Raw genomic sequence first — 18998 nt, 5'->3', positions numbered from 1 at the left:
TAGGCAAATCCGTCACACATGAGCCTGAGACCTGATGCCGAGCCGATTGTGGTGAAGTGGATGATCCTATGCTGTCGAGAAAAGCCTCTAGCGAGTTTCATGGCGGCCCGTACCCTAAACCGACTCAGGTGGTCAGGTAGAGAATACCGAGGCGTTCGGGTGAACTATGGTTAAGGAACTCGGCAAAATGCCCCCGTAACTTCGGGAGAAGGGGGGCCATCACTGGTGATCCGATTTACTCGGTGAGCTGGGGGTGGCCGCAGAGACCAGCGAGAAGCGACTGTTTACTAAAAACACAGGTCCGTGCGAAGCCGTAAGGCGATGTATACGGACTGACGCCTGCCCGGTGCTGGAACGTTAAGGGGACCGGTTAGCTGACTTTCGGGTCGGCGAAGCTGAGAACTTAAGCGCCAGTAAACGGCGGTGGTAACTATAACCATCCTAAGGTAGCGAAATTCCTTGTCGGGTAAGTTCCGACCTGCACGAATGGCGTAACGACTTCTCGACTGTCTCAACCATAGGCCCGGTGAAATTGCACTACGAGTAAAGATGCTCGTTTCGCGCAGCAGGACGGAAAGACCCCGGGACCTTTACTACAGTTTGATATTGGTGTTCGGTTCGGCTTGTGTAGGATAGGTGGGAGACTTTGAAGCAGCCACGCCAGTGGTTGTGGAGTCGCCGTTGAAATACCACTCTGGTCGTGCTGGATGTCTAACCTGGGTCCGTGATCCGGATCAGGGACAGTGTCTGATGGGTAGTTTAACTGGGGCGGTTGCCTCCTAAAGAGTAACGGAGGCGCCCAAAGGTTCCCTCAGCCTGGTTGGCAATCAGGTGTTGAGTGTAAGTGCACAAGGGAGCTTGACTGTGAGACCGACGGGTCGAGCAGGGACGAAAGTCGGGACTAGTGATCCGGCAGTGGCTTGTGGAAGCGCTGTCGCTCAACGGATAAAAGGTACCCCGGGGATAACAGGCTGATCTTCCCCAAGAGTCCATATCGACGGGATGGTTTGGCACCTCGATGTCGGCTCGTCGCATCCTGGGGCTGGAGTCGGTCCCAAGGGTTGGGCTGTTCGCCCATTAAAGCGGTACGCGAGCTGGGTTTAGAACGTCGTGAGACAGTTCGGTCCCTATCCGCTGCGCGCGTAGGAATATTGAGAAGGGCTGTCCCTAGTACGAGAGGACCGGGACGGACGAACCTCTGGTGTGCCAGTTGTCCTGCCAAGGGCATGGCTGGTTGGCTACGTTCGGAAAGGATAACCGCTGAAAGCATCTAAGCGGGAAGCCTGCTTCGAGATGAGTATTCCCACCCCCTTTGAGGGGTTAAGGCTCCCAGTAGACGACTGGGTTGATAGGCCAGATGTGGAAGCCCGGCAACGGGTGGAGCTGACTGGTACTAATAGGCCGAGGGCTTGTCCTCAGTTGCTCGCGTCCACTGTGTTAGTTCTGAAATAACGAACGGCCGTGTTGTTGCCCGGTGTTGGTTAATTTCATAGTGTTTCGGTGGTCATTGCGTTAGGGAAACGCCCGGTTACATTCCGAACCCGGAAGCTAAGCCTTTCAGCGCCGATGGTACTGCAGGGGGGACCCTGTGGGAGAGTAGGACGCCGCCGAACAATTATTCCGGGAAAGCCCCGCACCTCTGGTGCGGGGCTTTTCTGCGTTCACTGGGCCGGCCGTCGTGGCGTCCCTGTAGTGCCCGCTGCTCCGCGTGGCTGGTGTTTCGGACGTTGCCGCGCGTGGTTATGCATTTCCCGGAGTTCGGGGTATGCTCTATCTCGTTGCCGCAGGGCAGCAGGCCCCAATAGCTCAGTCGGTAGAGCGTCTCCATGGTAAGGAGAAGGTCTACGGTTCGATTCCGTATTGGGGCTCAGTCAAAGCGAAAGGCCCCCACCAATGGTGGGGGCCTTTCGCTTTACCCATGGAGCGAATCGAGGCGAGCCAGTTCGTCTACTGAAAGGCGCAGTGCGGCCGCGGCCACGTTCTCCACGAGATGGTCCGGATTGCCGGTCCCAGGAATGGCCAGTACGTGCGGGCCCTGTTGCAGGGTCCATGCCAGGCGGACCTGTGCGACGGTCGCGCTGTGCTCGCGGGCAATGGTGCGCAACACCTCGTCGCCGCTCCAGTCGGCGGCGCTGGCCCCCTGCTCGCGGCCTTCGCCTGCGATGGCGAAGAAGGGCACGAACGCGATGCCCTGCTCTCCGCACAGCCGCAGGATGGCGTCGGAGTCCGTGGACCTGGACTGGAGGCCGTAGCGGTTCTGCACGCAGACCACCGGGGCCACGGACTGTGCCTCGGCGAGGTGTTCGCTGTTGATGTTGGAGATACCGAGGTGGCGGATGAGGCCGGCCTCGCGGAGCTCGGCCAGGGCGCCGAAGTGCTCGGAGACCGAATCCTGGCCCATGAGACGGAGGTTGACCACATCGAGGTGGTCGAGGCCCAACTGGCGCAGGTTCTCCTCCACCTGACCGCGCAACTCCTCCGGCCGGGCGTGGGGCTGCCATGCGCCCGACGGGTCCCGGACCGGGCCGACCTTGGTGGTGATGACCAGGTCCTTGGGATACGGCGCAAGTGCCCGGTTGATCAGCTCGTTGGCTGAGCGCAGCGACGAGAAGTAGAACGCTGCGGTGTCGATGTGGTTCACACCGAGCTCCATCGCGCGCCGGAGCACCCCGATCGACTGCTCACGGTTGCTCGGCGTACCGAGGTCGAAGGCGGCGCTGCCGGTCAGGCGCATTGCGCCGAAACCGAGACGGTTGACGGTCAGGTCGCCGAGCTGCCACGTGCCTGCGGTATCCGCGGTGATTGTCTCTGAGGTCATGATCCGGAGTCTGTCAGAGGCGACTCACCGATGAAGCGCAGTCAGACGGCGGGCGGTTCAGGGACACGCATGGCCAGGATGGCCATGTCGTCGGAGGCGGGATCGGCGGCGAAGCGTTCCACGGCCCGCAGGACACGGCCCGCCACCGCCCCGGCCGTCAGGCCCGTACACCCTGTGAGCACATCGGCCAGACCGTCGTCGCCGAGCATTCGGGTGCCCTCGCGGCGTTCCGTGACGCCATCCGTCACGCACAGCAGGACGTCGCCCGGGTCGAGGGTGACGGTCTGTTCGTACAATTCGAGGTCCTCGATGACGCCCAGCAGCGGCTGCGGTTCGGCCGCGGCCTCGACCGTTCCGTCCTGGCGCAGGCGCAGGGGAAGGGGATGCCCGGCGCACACCACTTTCAAAAGGGCGCTGCCGTCCTCCTGCGGCCACAACTCCCCGTAGAGCAGGGTGAGGAAACGGCTGCGGGAGCCCTCGTCGAGGATCGCGGCGTTGAGGCGCTCCAGGACGGCTGGACCGCCGAAGCCCTCGCGGGCGAGCAGGCGCAGGGCGTGGCGCGCCAGTCCTGTGACGGCCGCGGCCTCCGGGCCCGTACCGCAGACGTCGCCGATGGCGAAACCGTAGGCGCCGTCGCGGATCGGGAAGACGTCGTAGAAGTCCCCACCGACCTCGTTGCCCTCGCCCGCCGCCCGGTAGATGACCTCGATCTCGACATTGGGGACGTCGGGCAGGCCCGGGGGCAGCAGGCTGCGCTGGAGGGACTGGCTGATCGCCATGCGTTCCGAGTAGAGGCGGGCGTTGTCGAGTGCGAGCGCGGCGCGGCGGGACAAGTCCTCGGCGAGTTCGAGGATCTCTTGACGGAAGTGGTCGTCGGACGGCTTGCCGAGCGTGAGCATGCCGATGACACGGTTGCGGGCGACGAGGGGGAGGACCACTGTCTCGCCACCCACCGCAGCCGCGGTAGCCAGAGCCGTACGCATGCCGGAGCCGAGGCCGTCGGACTGGCCGCGGCCGAGACTGCGCATGGAGGCGCGCAGGGCCGCCTCGTGGGCCGCCTCGGAGGGGGCGGCCCAGACGCGGGCGCCGGGGGTCGGCACGGGGTCCGGCGGGGAGATCTTGGAGAGCAGGGCCTTGAGACCGTCGATGAGCTCCTCGTCCTCATGGAGCACGTACGAGAGGTACGGCTCCGAGGACTGGTCGGCGATCGTGTAGACGGCGCACCAGGTGGCCAGGGTGGGGACCGTCATCTGGGCCATCAGGGCAAGGGTCTGGTCCCGGTCGAGGGTGCCGGCGAGGAGGTCGGACGCCTCGACGAGGAAGGACAGCGAACCGCGGCGGAGCCGTTCCAGTTCGCCGAGGCGGGCCGATTCGACGGCGAGCGCGATACGGTCCGCGGCGAACTGGAGGCGCAGGGCCTCTTCGTTGGTGTAGCGGCCGGGCGATTCCGCCGCGACGCCCAGCGACCCCGTGAGACGTCCTTCGACCTTCAGCGGGACGGTCACGACGGAGCGCATACCGGTGTCGCTGAGCAGCGGCACGGCGCCGGGGACGACCGTGAGGTCCTCGTGCACGGCCGGCATCCGGGCGGAGCCGTACCGACCCGTGCCTGCCTCCACGGGGACGCGGGCGAAGCGCTGACGGGCGGACGGGAGGCCGGTCGTGGCCCGGACCTCCAGCTCGGTCTCGTCATCGGTGGCCAGCAGCAGGAAGGCCGAGTCCGCGTCGAGCATGTCGCGGGCCCGTTCGACGGTGCGCTGGAGCAGCCCGTCGAGGTCGTCGGGGGCGGGGGAGCCGATGAACACCTCGAAGGGGTCCGTCTTACGACTGTCGGAGCCTGCGTCGGTGACCGGGGCGCGCACCGGTGACTGGAGTACGGCACGTTCGTGGTCGCGGACCAGAAGACAGACCGTGGACGGTTCGCCCTGGGTGTCGCGGACTCTGAGGTGGGAGGCGTACACGGGGATGGTGCGGCCGTCGGCGCCCCGAATGCCGTAACTGCCTTCCCAGCGGGAGAGCTGGAGCGCGTCGGCGATTCCGGTGCTGGTGCCGGGGGTCTGCGGCCAGGCGGTGAAGTCGGTGAACTGTTTGCCGGTGACCTGTTCCGCGTTGTGCCCGAAGAGGAACGCGGCGTCGTCGTTCCACCCGGCGATGGAACCGGAGTGATCGATCTGTACGACGGCGACCCGGACGCGCTCGTCCGCGACAGGGAGGAGGTCGGTGGGGAGCAGGGGGCCCGCGGAACGGATGCCCACCGGGCGCTCGGGAAGATCGAGCTGGAACCAGACCTGTTTGTGCGCCGGGGTGTATTCGACACCCCACCGGGAAGCGAGTGCCGCGCAGAGCAGCAGACCACGGCCGCCCTCACGATCGGGGCTGCCGAAGTCGAGTCCGGTGCTCTGGAGCGGGATCTCCCGCTCCGGGTAGTGATCGGAGACCTCGACCCGGACGCCGTGTTCCGTACGCAGGCACAGCACGTCGGCGGCGGTGCCCGCATGCACCACGGCATTGGTCACGAGCTCGCTGGTGAGCACGACCGCGTCGTCGACGATGTCGGTGTACCCCCACCCCTGCAGGGTGTCACGGACAAAGGCGCGGGCGGTCGCGACGGAGCGCCCGACCGGGTCGAAGGTGGCAGCCGCGCGCGCGGTGATCACAGCACTCCCCATATGGTGTCTCGTCGCTTCCCCGAGTCCTGTGCCCGTTTCTCGCCGCTTCGATTCGCTTGCCAGGCTAGACGCTCGCTCTCGGTATCGGGTACACGAGGGCCGACTTCGGGCAAGCGCGACCAGGAAACGATGTCCGGTCGGACAAGTGTGGTCTTCCCAACGGAGGGATGCAGGACAACCGTTGGAGGTTCCACCTCGATCAGTTCCGGCCTGGTAGCTTTCAACGATTTGACGTCCGCATGGTCACCCGTCGACGGTGGACTGTGGCGGTGAGCCAATGTGGAACTGGGCAAGATCCCAGGCAAGGCCCGAGCGATACGGTCAACCCCTGCGGGAGGGACACGGTGGAGTCTGGCGTGGTGGCGCGGGGATCAAAAACGCGCACAAAAGGCGGACAGTCCGTGAAGAAACAGCGCAATGGAACCATCGAAGTGGACGCCGCGGCGCTCAACAGACTGCTGGCCGGCCTGGTGGCGATGCGCGACGGGAATTTCCGCAGGCGTCTGACCGTCTCGGGCGAGGGACCGATGGCGGAGATCTCGGCCGTCTTCAATGAGGTCGCCGACCGCAATCTCCATCTCACCGGCGAGCTGGCCCGGGTACGTCGCGTGGTCGGGCGCGAGGGGAAGCTCACCGAGCGCCTGGAGACCGGGGCCTGCGAGGGCTCCTGGGCCGCGGCCATCGATGCCTCGAACGAGCTGGTCGACGACCTGGCACGGCCCGTTTCGGAGGTCGGGCGGGTGCTGTCGGCGGTGGCCGACGGTGATCTGGAACAGCGGATGGAGCTCCGGTCGCACACGGCCGACGAGACCGTGCGACCGCTGCGCGGCGAGTTCCTGAAGGTGGCCCGTACGGTCAACAACCTGGTCGATCAGCTGTCGGCATTCACCGAGCAGGTGACGCGGGTCGCGGTCGAGGTGGGTACCGAGGGCAAGCTGGGCGGACAGGCCCAGGTGCGAGGAATGTCCGGTTCCTGGAAGGACCTCACGGACTCCGTCAACACCATGGCGTATCGGCTGACCGCGCAGGTGCGGGACATCGCCCTGGTGACGACGGCGGTCGCCAAGGGCGATCTGTCGCGGAAGGTCACCGTCCATGTGGCCGGCGAGATGCTGCAGCTGAAGAACACCGTCAACACGATGGTCGACCAGCTGTCCTCGTTCTCCTCCGAGGTGACCCGGGTCGCCCGTGAGGTGGGCACGGAGGGTGAACTCGGCGGGCAGGCGACGGTGCCCGGTGTGGCCGGCGTGTGGAAGGACCTCACCGACTCCGTCAACACGATGGCCGGGAACCTCACCTCGCAGGTGCGTGGGATCGCCGAGGTGACGACGGCCGTCGCCAGTGGCGACCTGTCGCAGAAGGTCACCGTGAGCGCCCGCGGCGAGGTGGCGCAGCTCGCCGAGACGATCAACCAGATGACCGAGACGCTGCGGACCTTCGCGGACGAAGTGACGCGGGTGGCCAGCGAGGTCGGTGGCGAGGGTCTGCTCGGCGGTCAGGCGCAGGTGCCGGGTGCGGCGGGCACCTGGAAGGACCTCACCGACTCGGTGAACACGGTCTTCCGGAACCTGACGACGCAGGTGCGGGATATCGCACAGGTGACCACGGCGGTGGCCAGCGGTGACATGACGCAGAAGGTCACCGTGGATGTGGCCGGCGAGATGCTGGAGCTGAAGAACACCGTCAACACGATGGTGGACCAGCTCCAGTCCTTCGGTTCGGAAGTGACCCGGGTCGCCCGGGAGGTCGGTGTCGAGGGCCGGCTGGGCGGGCAGGCCGAGGTGCCGGGTGCGGCGGGTACGTGGAAGGACCTCACGGACTCGGTGAACACGGCGTTCCGGAACCTGACGGGTCAGGTGCGGGACATCGCGCAGGTGACGACCGCGGTCGCGAACGGTGATCTGTCGCAGAAGGTCACCGTGGATGTGGCCGGCGAGATGCTGGAGCTGAAGAACACCGTCAACACGATGGTGGCGCAGCTGTCGTCCTTCGCCGACCAGGTGACCCGGATGGCGCGGGACGTGGGCACGGAGGGCCGCCTCGGCGGTCAGGCGCGGGTCGACGGCGTCTCCGGTACCTGGAAGGAGCTCACCGACTCCGTCAACTTCATGGCCGGGAACCTGACCTCCCAGGTGCGTCAGATCGCGCAGGTGACCACGGCGGTCGCCCGGGGCGATCTGTCGCAGAAGATCGACGTGGACGCCCGCGGCGAGATCCTCGAACTGAAGAACACCATCAACACGATGGTGGACCAGCTCTCCGCCTTCGCCGAGCAGGTGACCCGGGTGGCCCGCGAGGTGGGCACCGACGGGCGGCTCGGCGGCCAGGCGCAGGTTCCCGGCGTGGCCGGAGTGTGGCGCGATCTGACCGACTCGGTGAACGGCATGGCGGGGAACCTCACCGCTCAGGTCCGTAACATCGCACAGGTCGCCACCGCGGTGGCGCGCGGTGACCTGTCGCAGAAGATCGACGTCGACGCGCGCGGCGAGATCCTGGAGCTGAAGAACACCCTCAACACGATGGTGGACCAGCTCTCGAACTTCGCCGAGCAGGTGACCCGGGTTGCCCGTGAGGTGGGTACGGAAGGCATCCTGGGCGGCCAGGCCGAGGTGCAGGGCGTGTCCGGTACGTGGAAGGACCTCACCCAGTCCGTCAACGGCATGGCGAACAACCTGACCTTGCAGGTCCGCAACATCGCCGAGGTCACCACTGCGGTCGCCAAGGGCGACCTCTCCAAGAAGATCACCGTCGACGCCAAGGGCGAGATCCTCGAGCTGGTGACGACCGTCAACACGATGGTCGACCAGCTGCTCAACTTCGCCGACGAGGTGACGCGAGTCGCCCGTGAGGTGGGTACCGAGGGCATCCTGGGCGGTCAGGCGCGGGTGCGCGGGGCGACCGGCATCTGGAAGGACCTCAGCGACAACGTCAACCTGATGGCCAACAACCTGACCAGCCAGGTGCGGAACATCTCCCGGGTCTCGTCCGCGGTCGCCAACGGCGATCTGACCAAGAAGGTCACCGTCGAGGCGCGCGGCGAGGTCGCCGAGCTCGCCGACACCGTCAACACGATGGTGACGACGCTGTCCTCGTTCGCCGACGAGGTGACGCGAGTCGCCCGTGAGGTGGGTACCGAGGGCGAGCTGGGCGGTCAGGCGCGGGTGCCGGGCGTCTCCGGTACGTGGAAGGATCTCACCGAGTCGGTGAACTCGATGGCGTCCAACCTGACCGGTCAGGTGCGCCAGATCGCCACGGTCACCACCGCCATCGCCAAGGGCGATCTGACCAAGAAGATCGACATCGACGCGCGCGGTGAGATCCAGGAGCTGAAGAACACCATCAACACGATGGTCGACCAGCTGTCGTCCTTCGCCGAGCAGGTGACCCGGGTGGCCCGTGAGGTGGGCACCGAGGGCCAGTTGGGCGGCCAGGCACGGGTCCGGGACGTCGACGGAACATGGCGCGATCTCACCGAGTCCGTCAACGAGATGGCCGGGAACCTGACCCGTCAGGTGCGGGCCATCGCGGCTGTCGCCACCGCGGTGACCCGTGGCGATCTCAACCTCAAGATCGATGTGGACGCGGCCGGTGAGATCCAGGCCCTGCAGGACAACATCAACACGATGATCGCCAACCTGCGCGACACCACGGCCACCAACAAGGAGCAGGACTGGCTCAAGGGCAACCTCGCCCGGATCTCCGGTCTGATGCAGGGACGCCGTGATCTCGACGACGTCGCCTCGCTGATCATGAGCGAGCTGACCCCGGTCGTCTCGGCGCAGCACGGGGCGTTCTTCCTGGCCATGCCCACCGGTGACACCGACGCGGTGGTGGCGGACGCGGACCGGGAGGGTACGTACGTACTCCGCATGCGGGGCAGCTACGGCTACTCCGCAGGCTCGATGCCGACGTCCTTCCGGCCCGGCGAAACGCTCATCGGCACGGCGGCGGAGGAGAAGCGGACGATCCAGGTGGACAACGTGCCGCCGGGTTATCTGAAGATCTCCTCGGGGCTGGGCGAGGCACCGCCGGCGCATGTGATCGTGCTGCCGGTGCTCTTCGAGGGGCAGGTCCTCGGCGTGATCGAACTGGCCTCGTTCCAGCCGTTCACCCACATCCAGCGGGACTTCCTCAACCAGCTCGCCGAGATGATCGCGACCAGCGTCAACACGATCAGCGTCAACACCAAGACGGAGAAGCTCCTGGAGCAGTCGCAGGAGCTGACCGAGCAGCTGCGCGACCGCTCGGAGGAGCTGGAGAACCGGCAGAAGGCGCTCCAGGCATCCAACGCCGAACTGGAGGAGAAGGCCGAACTGCTGGCCCAGCAGAACCGCGACATCGAGGTGAAGAACACCGAGATCGAGGAGGCGCGGCAGGTCCTGGAGGAGCGGGCCGAGCAGCTCGCGGTCTCGATGCGCTACAAGTCCGAGTTCCTGGCGAACATGTCGCACGAGCTGCGCACGCCGCTCAACTCGCTGCTCATCCTCGCCAAGCTGCTCGCGGACAACGCCGAGGGAAATCTCTCCCCGAAGCAGGTGGAATTCGCCGAGACGATCCACGGCGCAGGTTCCGACCTGCTGCAACTGATCAACGACATCCTCGATCTGTCGAAGGTCGAGGCGGGCAAGATGGATGTCAGTCCGACCCGGATCGCACTGGTCCAGCTGGTCGACTACGTGGAGGCGACCTTCCGGCCGCTCACCGCCGAGAAGGGGCTCGACTTCTCCGTACGGGTGTCGCCGGAGCTTCCCGCCACGCTGCACACGGACGAGCAGCGGCTCCTCCAGGTGCTGCGGAACCTCCTTTCCAACGCGGTGAAGTTCACCGACAGCGGCGCCGTCGAGCTGGTGATCCGGCCTGCCGGCGCGGACGTGCCGAACGCCATCCGCGAGCAGCTCCTGGAAGCGGGTTCGCTGCGCGACGCCGACGCTGATGTGATCGCGTTCTCGGTCACCGACACCGGGATCGGGATCGCGTCCAGCAAGATGCTGGTGATCTTCGAGGCGTTCAAGCAGGCGGACGGTACGACCAGTCGCAAGTACGGCGGTACGGGGCTCGGGCTGTCCATCAGCCGGGAGATCGCGCGGCTGCTGGGTGGCGAGATCCATGCGTCGAGCGAGCCGGGCCGCGGCTCGACCTTCACGCTGTATCTGCCGCTGTACCTCAGCGAGCTGCCGCCGCAGGGCTACCCGCAGATCGGCGCCGGTTCCATCGAGGCGCACGGTGCGGCGGCCGGGAGCGGCCTGGTCCCGGAGGCGGGTTCGGGGACGGCGCTGCACGACGCGGCCGGTTCCGCGGGGCTGTTCCGGCGGCGCCGCAAGGCGCTCGGCGGAGCGGAGCGGCGGACCGCGCTGCCGCCCAGGAGCGCCGGGCACACCGAGCCGGCCGCACCGGCTCAGGAGTTGTTGACCCAGTCCGGCCAGGAGGAGCCCGAGGCCCGCAGGGTCTTCCGGTTCAACGGCGAGAAGGTCCTCATCGTCGACGACGACATCCGTAACGTCTTCGCGCTCACCAGTGTGCTGGAGCAGCACGGGCTCTCGGTGCTGTATGCGGAGAACGGGCGCGAGGGCATCGAAGTCCTGGAACAGCACGACGATGTGACGGTCGTGCTGATGGACATCATGATGCCGGAGATGGACGGCTACGCGACGACGACGGCGATCCGCAGGATGCCGCAGTTCGCCGGGCTGCCCATCATCGCGCTGACCGCGAAGGCGATGAAGGGCGACCGGGAGAAGGCGATCGACTCCGGTGCTTCCGACTATGTCACCAAGCCTGCCGATCCTGATCATCTGCTCTCCGTCATGGAGCAGTGGATGCGCGGAGAGTGATCGCCTCTGGAGCGAATCCCGATAAGTTCCTGATCGACTGTGCTCGAAGGGGTGTGAGAACGCGGTGGGCGGGGAACCTTCTGGTCTCCCACCGCGTTTCCGGTACGTGCACAGTGACATCGCGGTGACAGGGTGTGGTGACGGGCGGGGTGCGGCTACCATGACCGGCACAAGGACGGACGGCGTAAGGGAGTCGTCCCCTGGGGCGGCGCCCGGTGCAATTCCGGGGCGAGGAGGACGGGCCATGGTGCAGAAGGCCAAGATCCTCCTGGTCGATGACCGGCCGGAGAATCTGCTGGCGCTGGAGGCCATCCTCTCTGCGCTCGATCAGACGCTGGTACGGGCATCGTCAGGGGAGGAAGCGCTCAAAGCGCTGCTCACGGACGATTTCGCGGTCATTCTGCTGGACGTCCAGATGCCGGGCATGGACGGTTTCGAGACCGCCGCGCACATCAAGCGGCGGGAGCGGACCCGGGACATCCCGATCATCTTCCTCACCGCGATCAACCACGGTCCGCATCACACCTTCCGGGGTTACGCGGCCGGCGCGGTGGACTACATCTCGAAGCCGTTCGATCCCTGGGTGCTGCGCGCCAAGGTCTCGGTCTTCGTCGAGCTGTACATGAAGAACTGCCAGTTGCGTGAGCAGGCGGCGCTGTTGCGGCTGCAGCTGGAGGGTGGCGGCCACCCCGGCGCCGAGCAGGAGAAGGAGCCCGCCGGACTGCTGGCCGAGCTCTCGGCGCGACTCGCGGCCGTCGAGGAGCAGGCGGAGGCACTCTCCAAGCAGCTCGACGACGAGTCGGCGGACGCCGCCGCGGTGGCCACCGCGGCCCATCTCGAACGGAAACTGACCGGACTGCGGCGCGCGCTCGATGCGCTGGAGCCCGGCACCGGAAGCGGCACGGCCGCGCTTCCCTCGTAACGCCGCCGCTCACCGAACCCCCCGGCCGGGAACCGGGTTCGGGGACGGCCGCTCGATCCGCCCCTGGTGAGGGCACGTCAGTTTCCGGTCTCTGCAGGGCGACACGGTTGGGTGAACCAAGAGGGGCACGTGTTCACGGCGGCCAACACCGGTAACCTCGGCCCCATGGCCTCACGTACGTCCGGCAAGGGTTCCCAGGGCACGGCGGGCACCGCGAAGCGTCCCGGCCGTACCGGGGGCCCGGCGAAGAAAGCCGCGCCCGCGAAGAAAACCGCACCCGCGAAGAAGGCTCCGGCCAAGAAGGCGGTGGCGAAGAAGGCGGCTGCGCCCAGGCCCGCACCGTCTCCCACCGGGGGTGTGTACCGGCTGGTGCGCGCCGTCTGGCTCGGTGCGGCCCACGCCGTCGGCGCCATGTTCCGTGGTATAGGGCGCGGTGCCAAGGGACTCGATCCCGCACACCGCAAGGACGGCGTCGCGTTGCTGCTGCTCGGTCTCGCGCTGGTCGTGGCCGCGGGCACCTGGTCGAATCTGCGGGGTCCCGTCGGCGACCTCGTCGAGATGCTCGTCACCGGTGCTTTCGGGCGCCTCGATCTGCTCGTACCCATACTGCTCGGCGCCATCGCCGTACGGCTGATCCTCTACCCCGAGAAGCCCGAGGCCAACGGCCGCATCGTCATCGGGCTCTCCGCCCTGGTCATCGGCGTGCTCGGGCAGGTCCACATCGCGTGCGGTTCGCCCGGCCGCGGGGACGGCACCGAGGCGATGCAGGACGCCGGCGGACTCATCGGCTGGGCCGCCTCCAAGCCGCTCGTCTTCACCATGGGCGAGGTCCTCGCCGTGCCGCTGCTCCTTCTTCTCACTGTCTTCGGTCTGCTCGTCGTCACCGCGACCCCGGTGAACGCGATTCCACAGCGGCTGCGACTGCTCGGCTCCAAGCTGGGGATCGTCGACCCGGTGTACGACCCCGAGGCGGAGGGCGAGAGCGACGACGAGCGGTACGACGAGCAGTGGCGCGAGGCGCTTCCCGCCCGCTCGCGGCGCTCGTCCGTACGCCGTTCCGAGGCGCCCGGGGAGTACGCCCCCGAGGAGGCGGAGGCCGAGGCACTCTCCAAGCGCCGCAGGCCGCGGCGGCCGTCCGTGCAACCCGCGATGAACCGCACCATGGACGCGGTGGATGTCGCCGCCGCCGCGGCCGCGGCGCTCGACGGCGCGGTGCTCAACGGCATGCCGCCCTCGGCGATCGTCGCCGACCTCACCCAGGGCGTCTCCGTCGAGCGTGACCGCGAGCGCTCGGGAACCCCGGTGCCCGGTGCCCGTGAGGCCGAGTCGGGCACCGGGGCGGGGAAGGGCGCGGCGACCTCCGGCGGCGTACCCGATCTGACGAAGCCCGCCCCCGATCCGTCGCAGTCCCAGCCTCTGCCGGCCCGCGCCGAGCAGTTGCAGCTCTCCGGCGACATCACGTACGCGCTGCCCTCGCTCGATCTGCTGGAACGCGGCGGTCCGGGCAAGACCCGGAGTGCTGCCAACGACGCGATCGTCGCCTCCCTGACCAACGTTTTCACCGAGTTCAAGGTCGACGCCGCCGTCACCGGCTTCACCCGAGGACCGACGGTGACGCGGTACGAGGTGCAGCTCGGCCCGGCCGTGAAGGTCGAGCGGATCACCGCGCTGGCCAAGAACATCGCGTACGCCGTCGCCAGCCCCGACGTCCGGATCATCTCGCCGATCCCGGGGAAGTCCGCCGTCGGCATCGAGATCCCCAACACCGACCGGGAGATGGTCAACCTCGGCGATGTGCTGCGTCTCGCGGACGCGGCCGAGGACGACCACCCGATGCTGGTCGCGCTCGGCAAGGACGTCGAGGGCGGCTATGTGATGGCCAACCTCGCGAAGATGCCGCACGTGCTGGTGGCCGGTGCGACCGGTTCCGGCAAGTCGTCCTGCATCAACTGCCTGATCACGTCGGTCATGGTGCGGGCGACCCCGGACGACGTGCGGATGGTGCTGGTCGACCCCAAGCGCGTCGAGCTGACCGCGTACGAGGGCATCCCGCACCTGATCACGCCGATCATCACCAATCCGAAGCGCGCCGCCGAGGCTCTGCAATGGGTCGTACGGGAGATGGACCTCCGGTACGACGACCTCGCCGCGTTCGGATACCGGCACATCGACGACTTCAACCAGGCCGTGCGCAACGGCAAGGTCAAGCCGCCGGAAGGCAGCGAGCGCGAGCTCTCGCCGTACCCGTATCTCCTGGTGATCGTCGACGAGCTCGCCGACCTGATGATGGTCGCTCCACGTGACGTCGAGGACGCCATCGTCCGCATCACCCAGCTGGCGCGCGCCGCCGGTATCCACCTGGTGCTCGCGACCCAGCGGCCATCGGTCGACGTCGTGACCGGTCTGATCAAGGCGAACGTGCCCTCCCGGCTCGCCTTCGCGACCTCGTCGCTCGCGGACAGCCGCGTGATCCTGGACCAACCCGGCGCCGAGAAGCTCATCGGAAAGGGTGACGGACTGTTCCTACCGATGGGCGCCAACAAGCCCACCCGCATGCAGGGTGCCTTCGTCACCGAGGGCGAGGTCGCGGCCATCGTCCAGCACTGCAAGGATCAGATGGCGCCGGTCTTCCGCGAAGACGTGGTGGTCGGCTCCGCCAAGAAGAAGGAGATCGACGAGGACATCGGCGACGACCTCGATCTGCTCTGTCAGGCAGCCGAACTGGTCGTCTCCACCCAGTTCGGATCCACCTCGATGCTCCAGCGCAAGCTGCGGGTCGGTTTCGCCAAGGCAGGCCGGCTGATGGACCTGATGGAGTCGCGCAACATCGTCGGACCGAGCGAGGGGTCCAAAGCGCGTGACGTCATGGTGAAGCCGGACGAGCTGGACGGGGTGTTGGCCCAGATCCGCGGGGAAACCGCTTCGTAAGGGTGGGAAGAGCAACCGTTTCGTCGGGTCGTACGTCAATTTGACTGGAGGGACAGCAGAATGTACTTCCACGGGGCGGTCCGGTGAATAGGACAGTGTTCGAATCTGATGGCGTACAAAGTCCTCTCTCCCGGTTGCCCCACCCTTTCGTACCACCCCTAGACTGAACACCCAGCAGGTGGCTCACGCTCGAAAGGCGCCCCCGTGTCCATCGGCAACTCCCCCGAAGACGACCGGCCTTCGATCGGTCGAGTGCTCCAGCAGGCTCGAATCGCCGCAGGTCTCACGGTCGAAGAGGTCAGCTCGTCCACCCGGGTGCGCATCCCCATCGTGCACGCGATCGAAGAGGACGACTTCACCCGCTGTGGCGGCGACGTGTATGCCCGCGGCCATATCGGTACGTTGGCGCGTGCCGTCGGCATCGATCCGGAACCACTGGTTTCGCAGTACGACGACGAGCACGGCGGCCGTCCCGCGCCCACGCCGGCGGCGCCGCTGTTCGAAGCCGAACGGATCCGTTCCGATCCCCGTCGGCCCAACTGGACCGCGGCCATGGTCGCGGCGATCGTCGTCGTCATCGGCTTCGTCGGCTTCACCTTCTTCAAGGGTGGTGACGACAGCGATACGACCACCCGGGTCGCCGAGGGCTCGACGCCCAACACGACCAGTCCCAAGCCCAAGCCCACCAAGACCACCGACCCCAAGCCCGCACCCTCCGACAGCGCCATCGCGGCAGCCCCGCGGGACAAGGTGACGGTCAAGCTCAGCGCCACTCAGGGCAAGAGCTGGATCTCCGCCAAGGACCACAACGGGCGGATGCTCTTCGACGGTCTGCTGCAGAAGGGTCAGTCCAAGACCTTCCAGGACAAGGAGCGCGTCGACCTCGTCCTCGGAGACGCCGGCTCGATCGAGCTCTTCGTCAACGGCAAGAAGGTCGAGGACAAGTTCCAGCCGGGTCAGGTCGAACGGCTCACGTACACGAAGGGCGACCCTGAGGTCGGCTGACCGACAGCACGCTGTGACACGAGCGCCCGGCCGTCCAGCCGGGCGCTCGACCCGTTGTTACTCGCTGTCACAGGGGAACCCTGCTCGGCGGGGCCAGTGCCAGGACAAAGTAGTCTTGAGCCCATGCCCGAACGCCGTACCGTCGCCCTTGTCACTCTTGGCTGCGCCCGTAACGAGGTGGACTCGGAGGAGCTCGCAGGCCGCTTGGCAGCGGACGGCTGGGAGCTCGTCGAGGATGCCTCCGACGCGGATGTCGCCGTCGTCAACACCTGTGGATTCGTCGAGGCCGCCAAGAAGGACTCCGTCGACGCACTCCTCGAAGCCAACGATCTGAAGGACCACGGCCGGACCCAGGCCGTGGTCGCCGTCGGCTGTATGGCCGAGCGCTACGGCAAGGACCTTGCCGAAGCCCTGCCGGAAGCCGACGGAGTCCTCGGATTCGACGACTACGCCGATATCTCCGACCGCCTCCAGACCATCCTCAACGGGGGCATCCACGCTTCCCATACCCCGCGTGACCGGCGCAAGCTGCTGCCGATCAGCCCGGCCGAGCGGCAGGACACCGCCGTCGCGCTGCCCGGACACGCGCAGGAAGCCGCCCCGGCCCCCGCGGACCTCCCCGACGGGGTCGCTCCGGTCTCCGGACCGCGCGCCCCGCTGCGCCGCCGGCTGGGCACCAGCCCGGTCGCCTCGGTGAAGCTCGCCTCCGGCTGCGACCGCCGCTGCTCGTTCTGCGCCATTCCGTCCTTCCGCGGTTCCTTCATCTCGCGGCGCCCCTCGGACGTGCTGCAGGAGACCCGCTGGCTGGCCGAGCAGGGCGTCAAGGAGGTCATGCTGGTCTCCGAGAACAACACCTCGTACGGCAAGGACCTCGGCGACATCCGGCTGCTCGAGACACTGCTGCCGGAGCTCGCCGACGTCGACGGGATCGAGCGGATCCGGGTCAGCTACCTGCAGCCCGCCGAGATGCGGCCCGGTCTGATCGACGTACTGACCTCGACGCCGAAGGTCGCCCCGTACTTCGACCTCTCCTTCCAGCACTCCGCCCCCGGTGTCCTGCGGGCGATGCGCCGCTTCGGCGACACCGACCGCTTCCTGGAGCTCCTGGAGACCATCCGGAGCAAGGCGCCGCAGGCCGGTGCGCGGTCGAACTTCATCGTGGGCTTCCCCGGGGAGACCGAGGCGGACCTCGCAGAGCTGGAACGCTTCCTCACGGGCGCGCGGCTCGACGCGATCGGCGTCTTCGGTTACTCCGACGAGGAGGGCACCGAGGCCGTCGGTTACGACAACAAGCTGGACGCCGACGTCATCGCGGAGCGGCTCGCGCACATCTCGCAGCTGGCCGAGGAGCTGACCTCGCAGCGCGCCGAGGAGCGGCTCGGGGAGTCCCTGCAGGTGCTGGTCGAGTCCGTCGACCCCACCGAGGACGAGCCGCGCGCGGTGGGGCGTGCTGCGCACCAGGCACCCGAAACGGACGGCCAGGTGCTCTTCACCGCACGCGAGGGTCTCGTGCCGGGCCGTATGGTCGAGGCAAAGGTGGTGGGCACCGAAGGAGTGGACCTGGTGGCTGAGTGTTCCGAGCTTGCGGAGGCAGCCAGATGACGGGAGTCCCGGCATCCGCGCCAGGCGGTTCCGGCGCGAAGCCGGTCCGTGGCGGCAAGCTGGGCGCTGCGGCCGTCAACCAGGCCAGCCTGTGGAACATCGCCAATATCCTCACCATGGCGCGGTTGCTGCTGGTACCGGGTTTCGTCGCGCTGCTGCTTCACAACGGCGGCTACGACCCCGCCTGGCGGTCCTTCGCCTGGGCGGCATTCGCCATCGCCATGATCACCGACCTCTTCGACGGTCATCTGGCGCGTACGTACAACCTGGTCACCGACTTCGGGAAGATCGCCGACCCGATCGCCGACAAGGCGATCATGGGGGCCGCGCTGATCTGCCTGTCGTACCTCGGTGATCTGCCGTGGTGGGTCACCGGAGTGATCCTCTTCCGCGAGATCGGCATCACGCTGATGCGGTTCTGGGTGATCCGGCATGCGGTGATCCCGGCCAGTCGCGGCGGGAAGATGAAGACGCTGGCACAGGGGACAGCCGTCGGGATGTACGTCCTGGCGCTGACAGGCCCGCTTGCCACACTGCGCTTCTGGGTGATGGCGGTGGCCGTCGTGCTGACGGTCGTCACCGGACTCGACTACGTGCGTCAGGCCGTCGTGCTGCGGCGCCAGGGTCTGGCGGCCGAACGGGCCGCAGCGGCGGCTGCCGAGGCGTCCGGGGTCCGTGGCCCGGCGGAGGCCGAGCGGTGACTGCCGCGGCCCGGGTGCTGCAGCAGCTCGTGCGGAGAGGGGAGACCCTCGCCGTCGCCGAATCGCTGACCGGCGGCCTGGTTGCGGCGGAGCTCACCTCCGTACCCGGGGCCTCGCGATCCTTCCGCGGGTCCGTGACGGCGTACGCGACGACCCTGAAGCGGGATGTGCTTGCCGTGGACGGGGCCCTGCTGGCAGCGCGCGGCGCCGTGGATCCCGAGGTTGCCCGGCAGATGGCGTTCGGTGTCCGACGGATTCTCGGTGCAGACTGGGGAGTGGCGACCACCGGCGTCGCGGGACCGGATGCACAGGACGGAAAGCCGGTCGGAACGGTCTATGTCGCCGTGGCAGGGCCGGGCGGCGCGGAGAAAGTGGCCGCTCTGCGGTTGAACGGTGACCGGGCGGACATCCGTAGAGAGAGCGTACGGAGCCTGCTTGAACTGCTCTCCGGAGAACTCGGCGACAATGCGAGCGCACAGGATACGGAACAGAACGGGGGGAATTGATGTTTGCAGCCCTGAG

9 protein-coding genes, 1 tRNA gene and 2 rRNA genes (1 of these 12 running past the window's edge) are annotated in these 18998 nt (G+C 67.2%); 10 read left to right on the top strand and 2 right to left on the bottom strand.

What is annotated here, in order from left to right; translation table 11 throughout:
- From OG395_RS19085 to OG395_RS19075, 3 genes are all read left to right on the top strand, one after another.
- Positions 1 to 1417, top strand: a 23S ribosomal RNA gene (locus OG395_RS19085); it begins 1708 nt to the left of the window's first position.
- 79 nt (positions 1418 to 1496) lie between these two features.
- Positions 1497 to 1613 (top strand): 5S ribosomal RNA (gene rrf, locus OG395_RS19080).
- Positions 1614 to 1795: 182 nt separating this feature from the next.
- Positions 1796 to 1868, top strand: a tRNA-Thr gene (locus OG395_RS19075).
- Positions 1869 to 1912: 44 nt separating this feature from the next.
- Here the strand turns inward: OG395_RS19075 and OG395_RS19070 are convergent.
- The gene (locus OG395_RS19070; RefSeq protein ID WP_327244048.1) at positions 1913 to 2818 is read right to left on the bottom strand and encodes an oxidoreductase; all 906 of its coding nucleotides are present in this window, start codon (positions 2816 to 2818) and stop codon (positions 1913 to 1915) included.
- 41 nt (positions 2819 to 2859) lie between these two features.
- Complete coding sequence (locus OG395_RS19065; protein ID WP_327244047.1) at positions 2860 to 5475, bottom strand: SpoIIE family protein phosphatase; 2616 nt, start codon at positions 5473 to 5475, stop codon at positions 2860 to 2862.
- 413 nt (positions 5476 to 5888) lie between these two features.
- On the opposite strand from OG395_RS19065, the gene OG395_RS19060 reads away from it, so the two are divergent.
- From OG395_RS19060 to OG395_RS19030, 7 genes are all read left to right on the top strand, one after another.
- Entirely contained in the window at positions 5889 to 11318 is a 5430-nt protein-coding gene (locus tag OG395_RS19060; RefSeq protein WP_327244046.1) for a HAMP domain-containing protein, read from the top strand.
- Between the two features lie 244 nt (positions 11319 to 11562).
- The gene (locus OG395_RS19055; RefSeq protein WP_327244045.1) at positions 11563 to 12240 is read left to right on the top strand and encodes a response regulator; all 678 of its coding nucleotides are present in this window, start codon (positions 11563 to 11565) and stop codon (positions 12238 to 12240) included.
- Positions 12241 to 12405: 165 nt separating this feature from the next.
- Entirely contained in the window at positions 12406 to 15168 is a 2763-nt protein-coding gene (locus OG395_RS19050) for a DNA translocase FtsK (RefSeq protein ID WP_327244044.1), read from the top strand.
- A gap of 204 nt (positions 15169 to 15372) precedes the next feature.
- Positions 15373 to 16173: a helix-turn-helix domain-containing protein gene (locus OG395_RS19045; protein WP_327244043.1), complete on the top strand. Its 801-nt coding sequence runs from the start codon at positions 15373 to 15375 to the stop codon at positions 16171 to 16173.
- Positions 16174 to 16296: 123 nt separating this feature from the next.
- On the top strand, positions 16297 to 17775 hold the full coding sequence (gene rimO, locus OG395_RS19040; protein ID WP_327244042.1) for a 30S ribosomal protein S12 methylthiotransferase RimO: 1479 nt from the start codon (positions 16297 to 16299) through the stop codon (positions 17773 to 17775).
- Complete coding sequence (gene pgsA / locus OG395_RS19035; RefSeq protein WP_327244041.1) at positions 17772 to 18476, top strand: CDP-diacylglycerol--glycerol-3-phosphate 3-phosphatidyltransferase; 705 nt, start codon at positions 17772 to 17774, stop codon at positions 18474 to 18476. The genes rimO and pgsA overlap by 4 nt, the downstream gene beginning before the upstream one ends.
- A complete protein-coding gene (locus OG395_RS19030; protein WP_327244040.1) occupies positions 18473 to 18982 on the top strand; it encodes a CinA family protein in 510 nt (169 codons plus the stop codon). Before pgsA ends, OG395_RS19030 begins: the two co-directional genes overlap by 4 nt.
- Positions 18983 to 18998 lie beyond the last annotated feature (16 nt).

Source organism: Streptomyces sp. NBC_01320 (assembly GCF_035974375.1).
GTDB classification, from domain to species: Bacteria; Actinomycetota; Actinomycetes; order Streptomycetales; family Streptomycetaceae; genus Streptomyces; species Streptomyces yanii.
The sequence above is the reverse complement of the archived record's forward strand: the minus strand, read 5'-3'. Positions and strand labels throughout refer to the sequence as shown.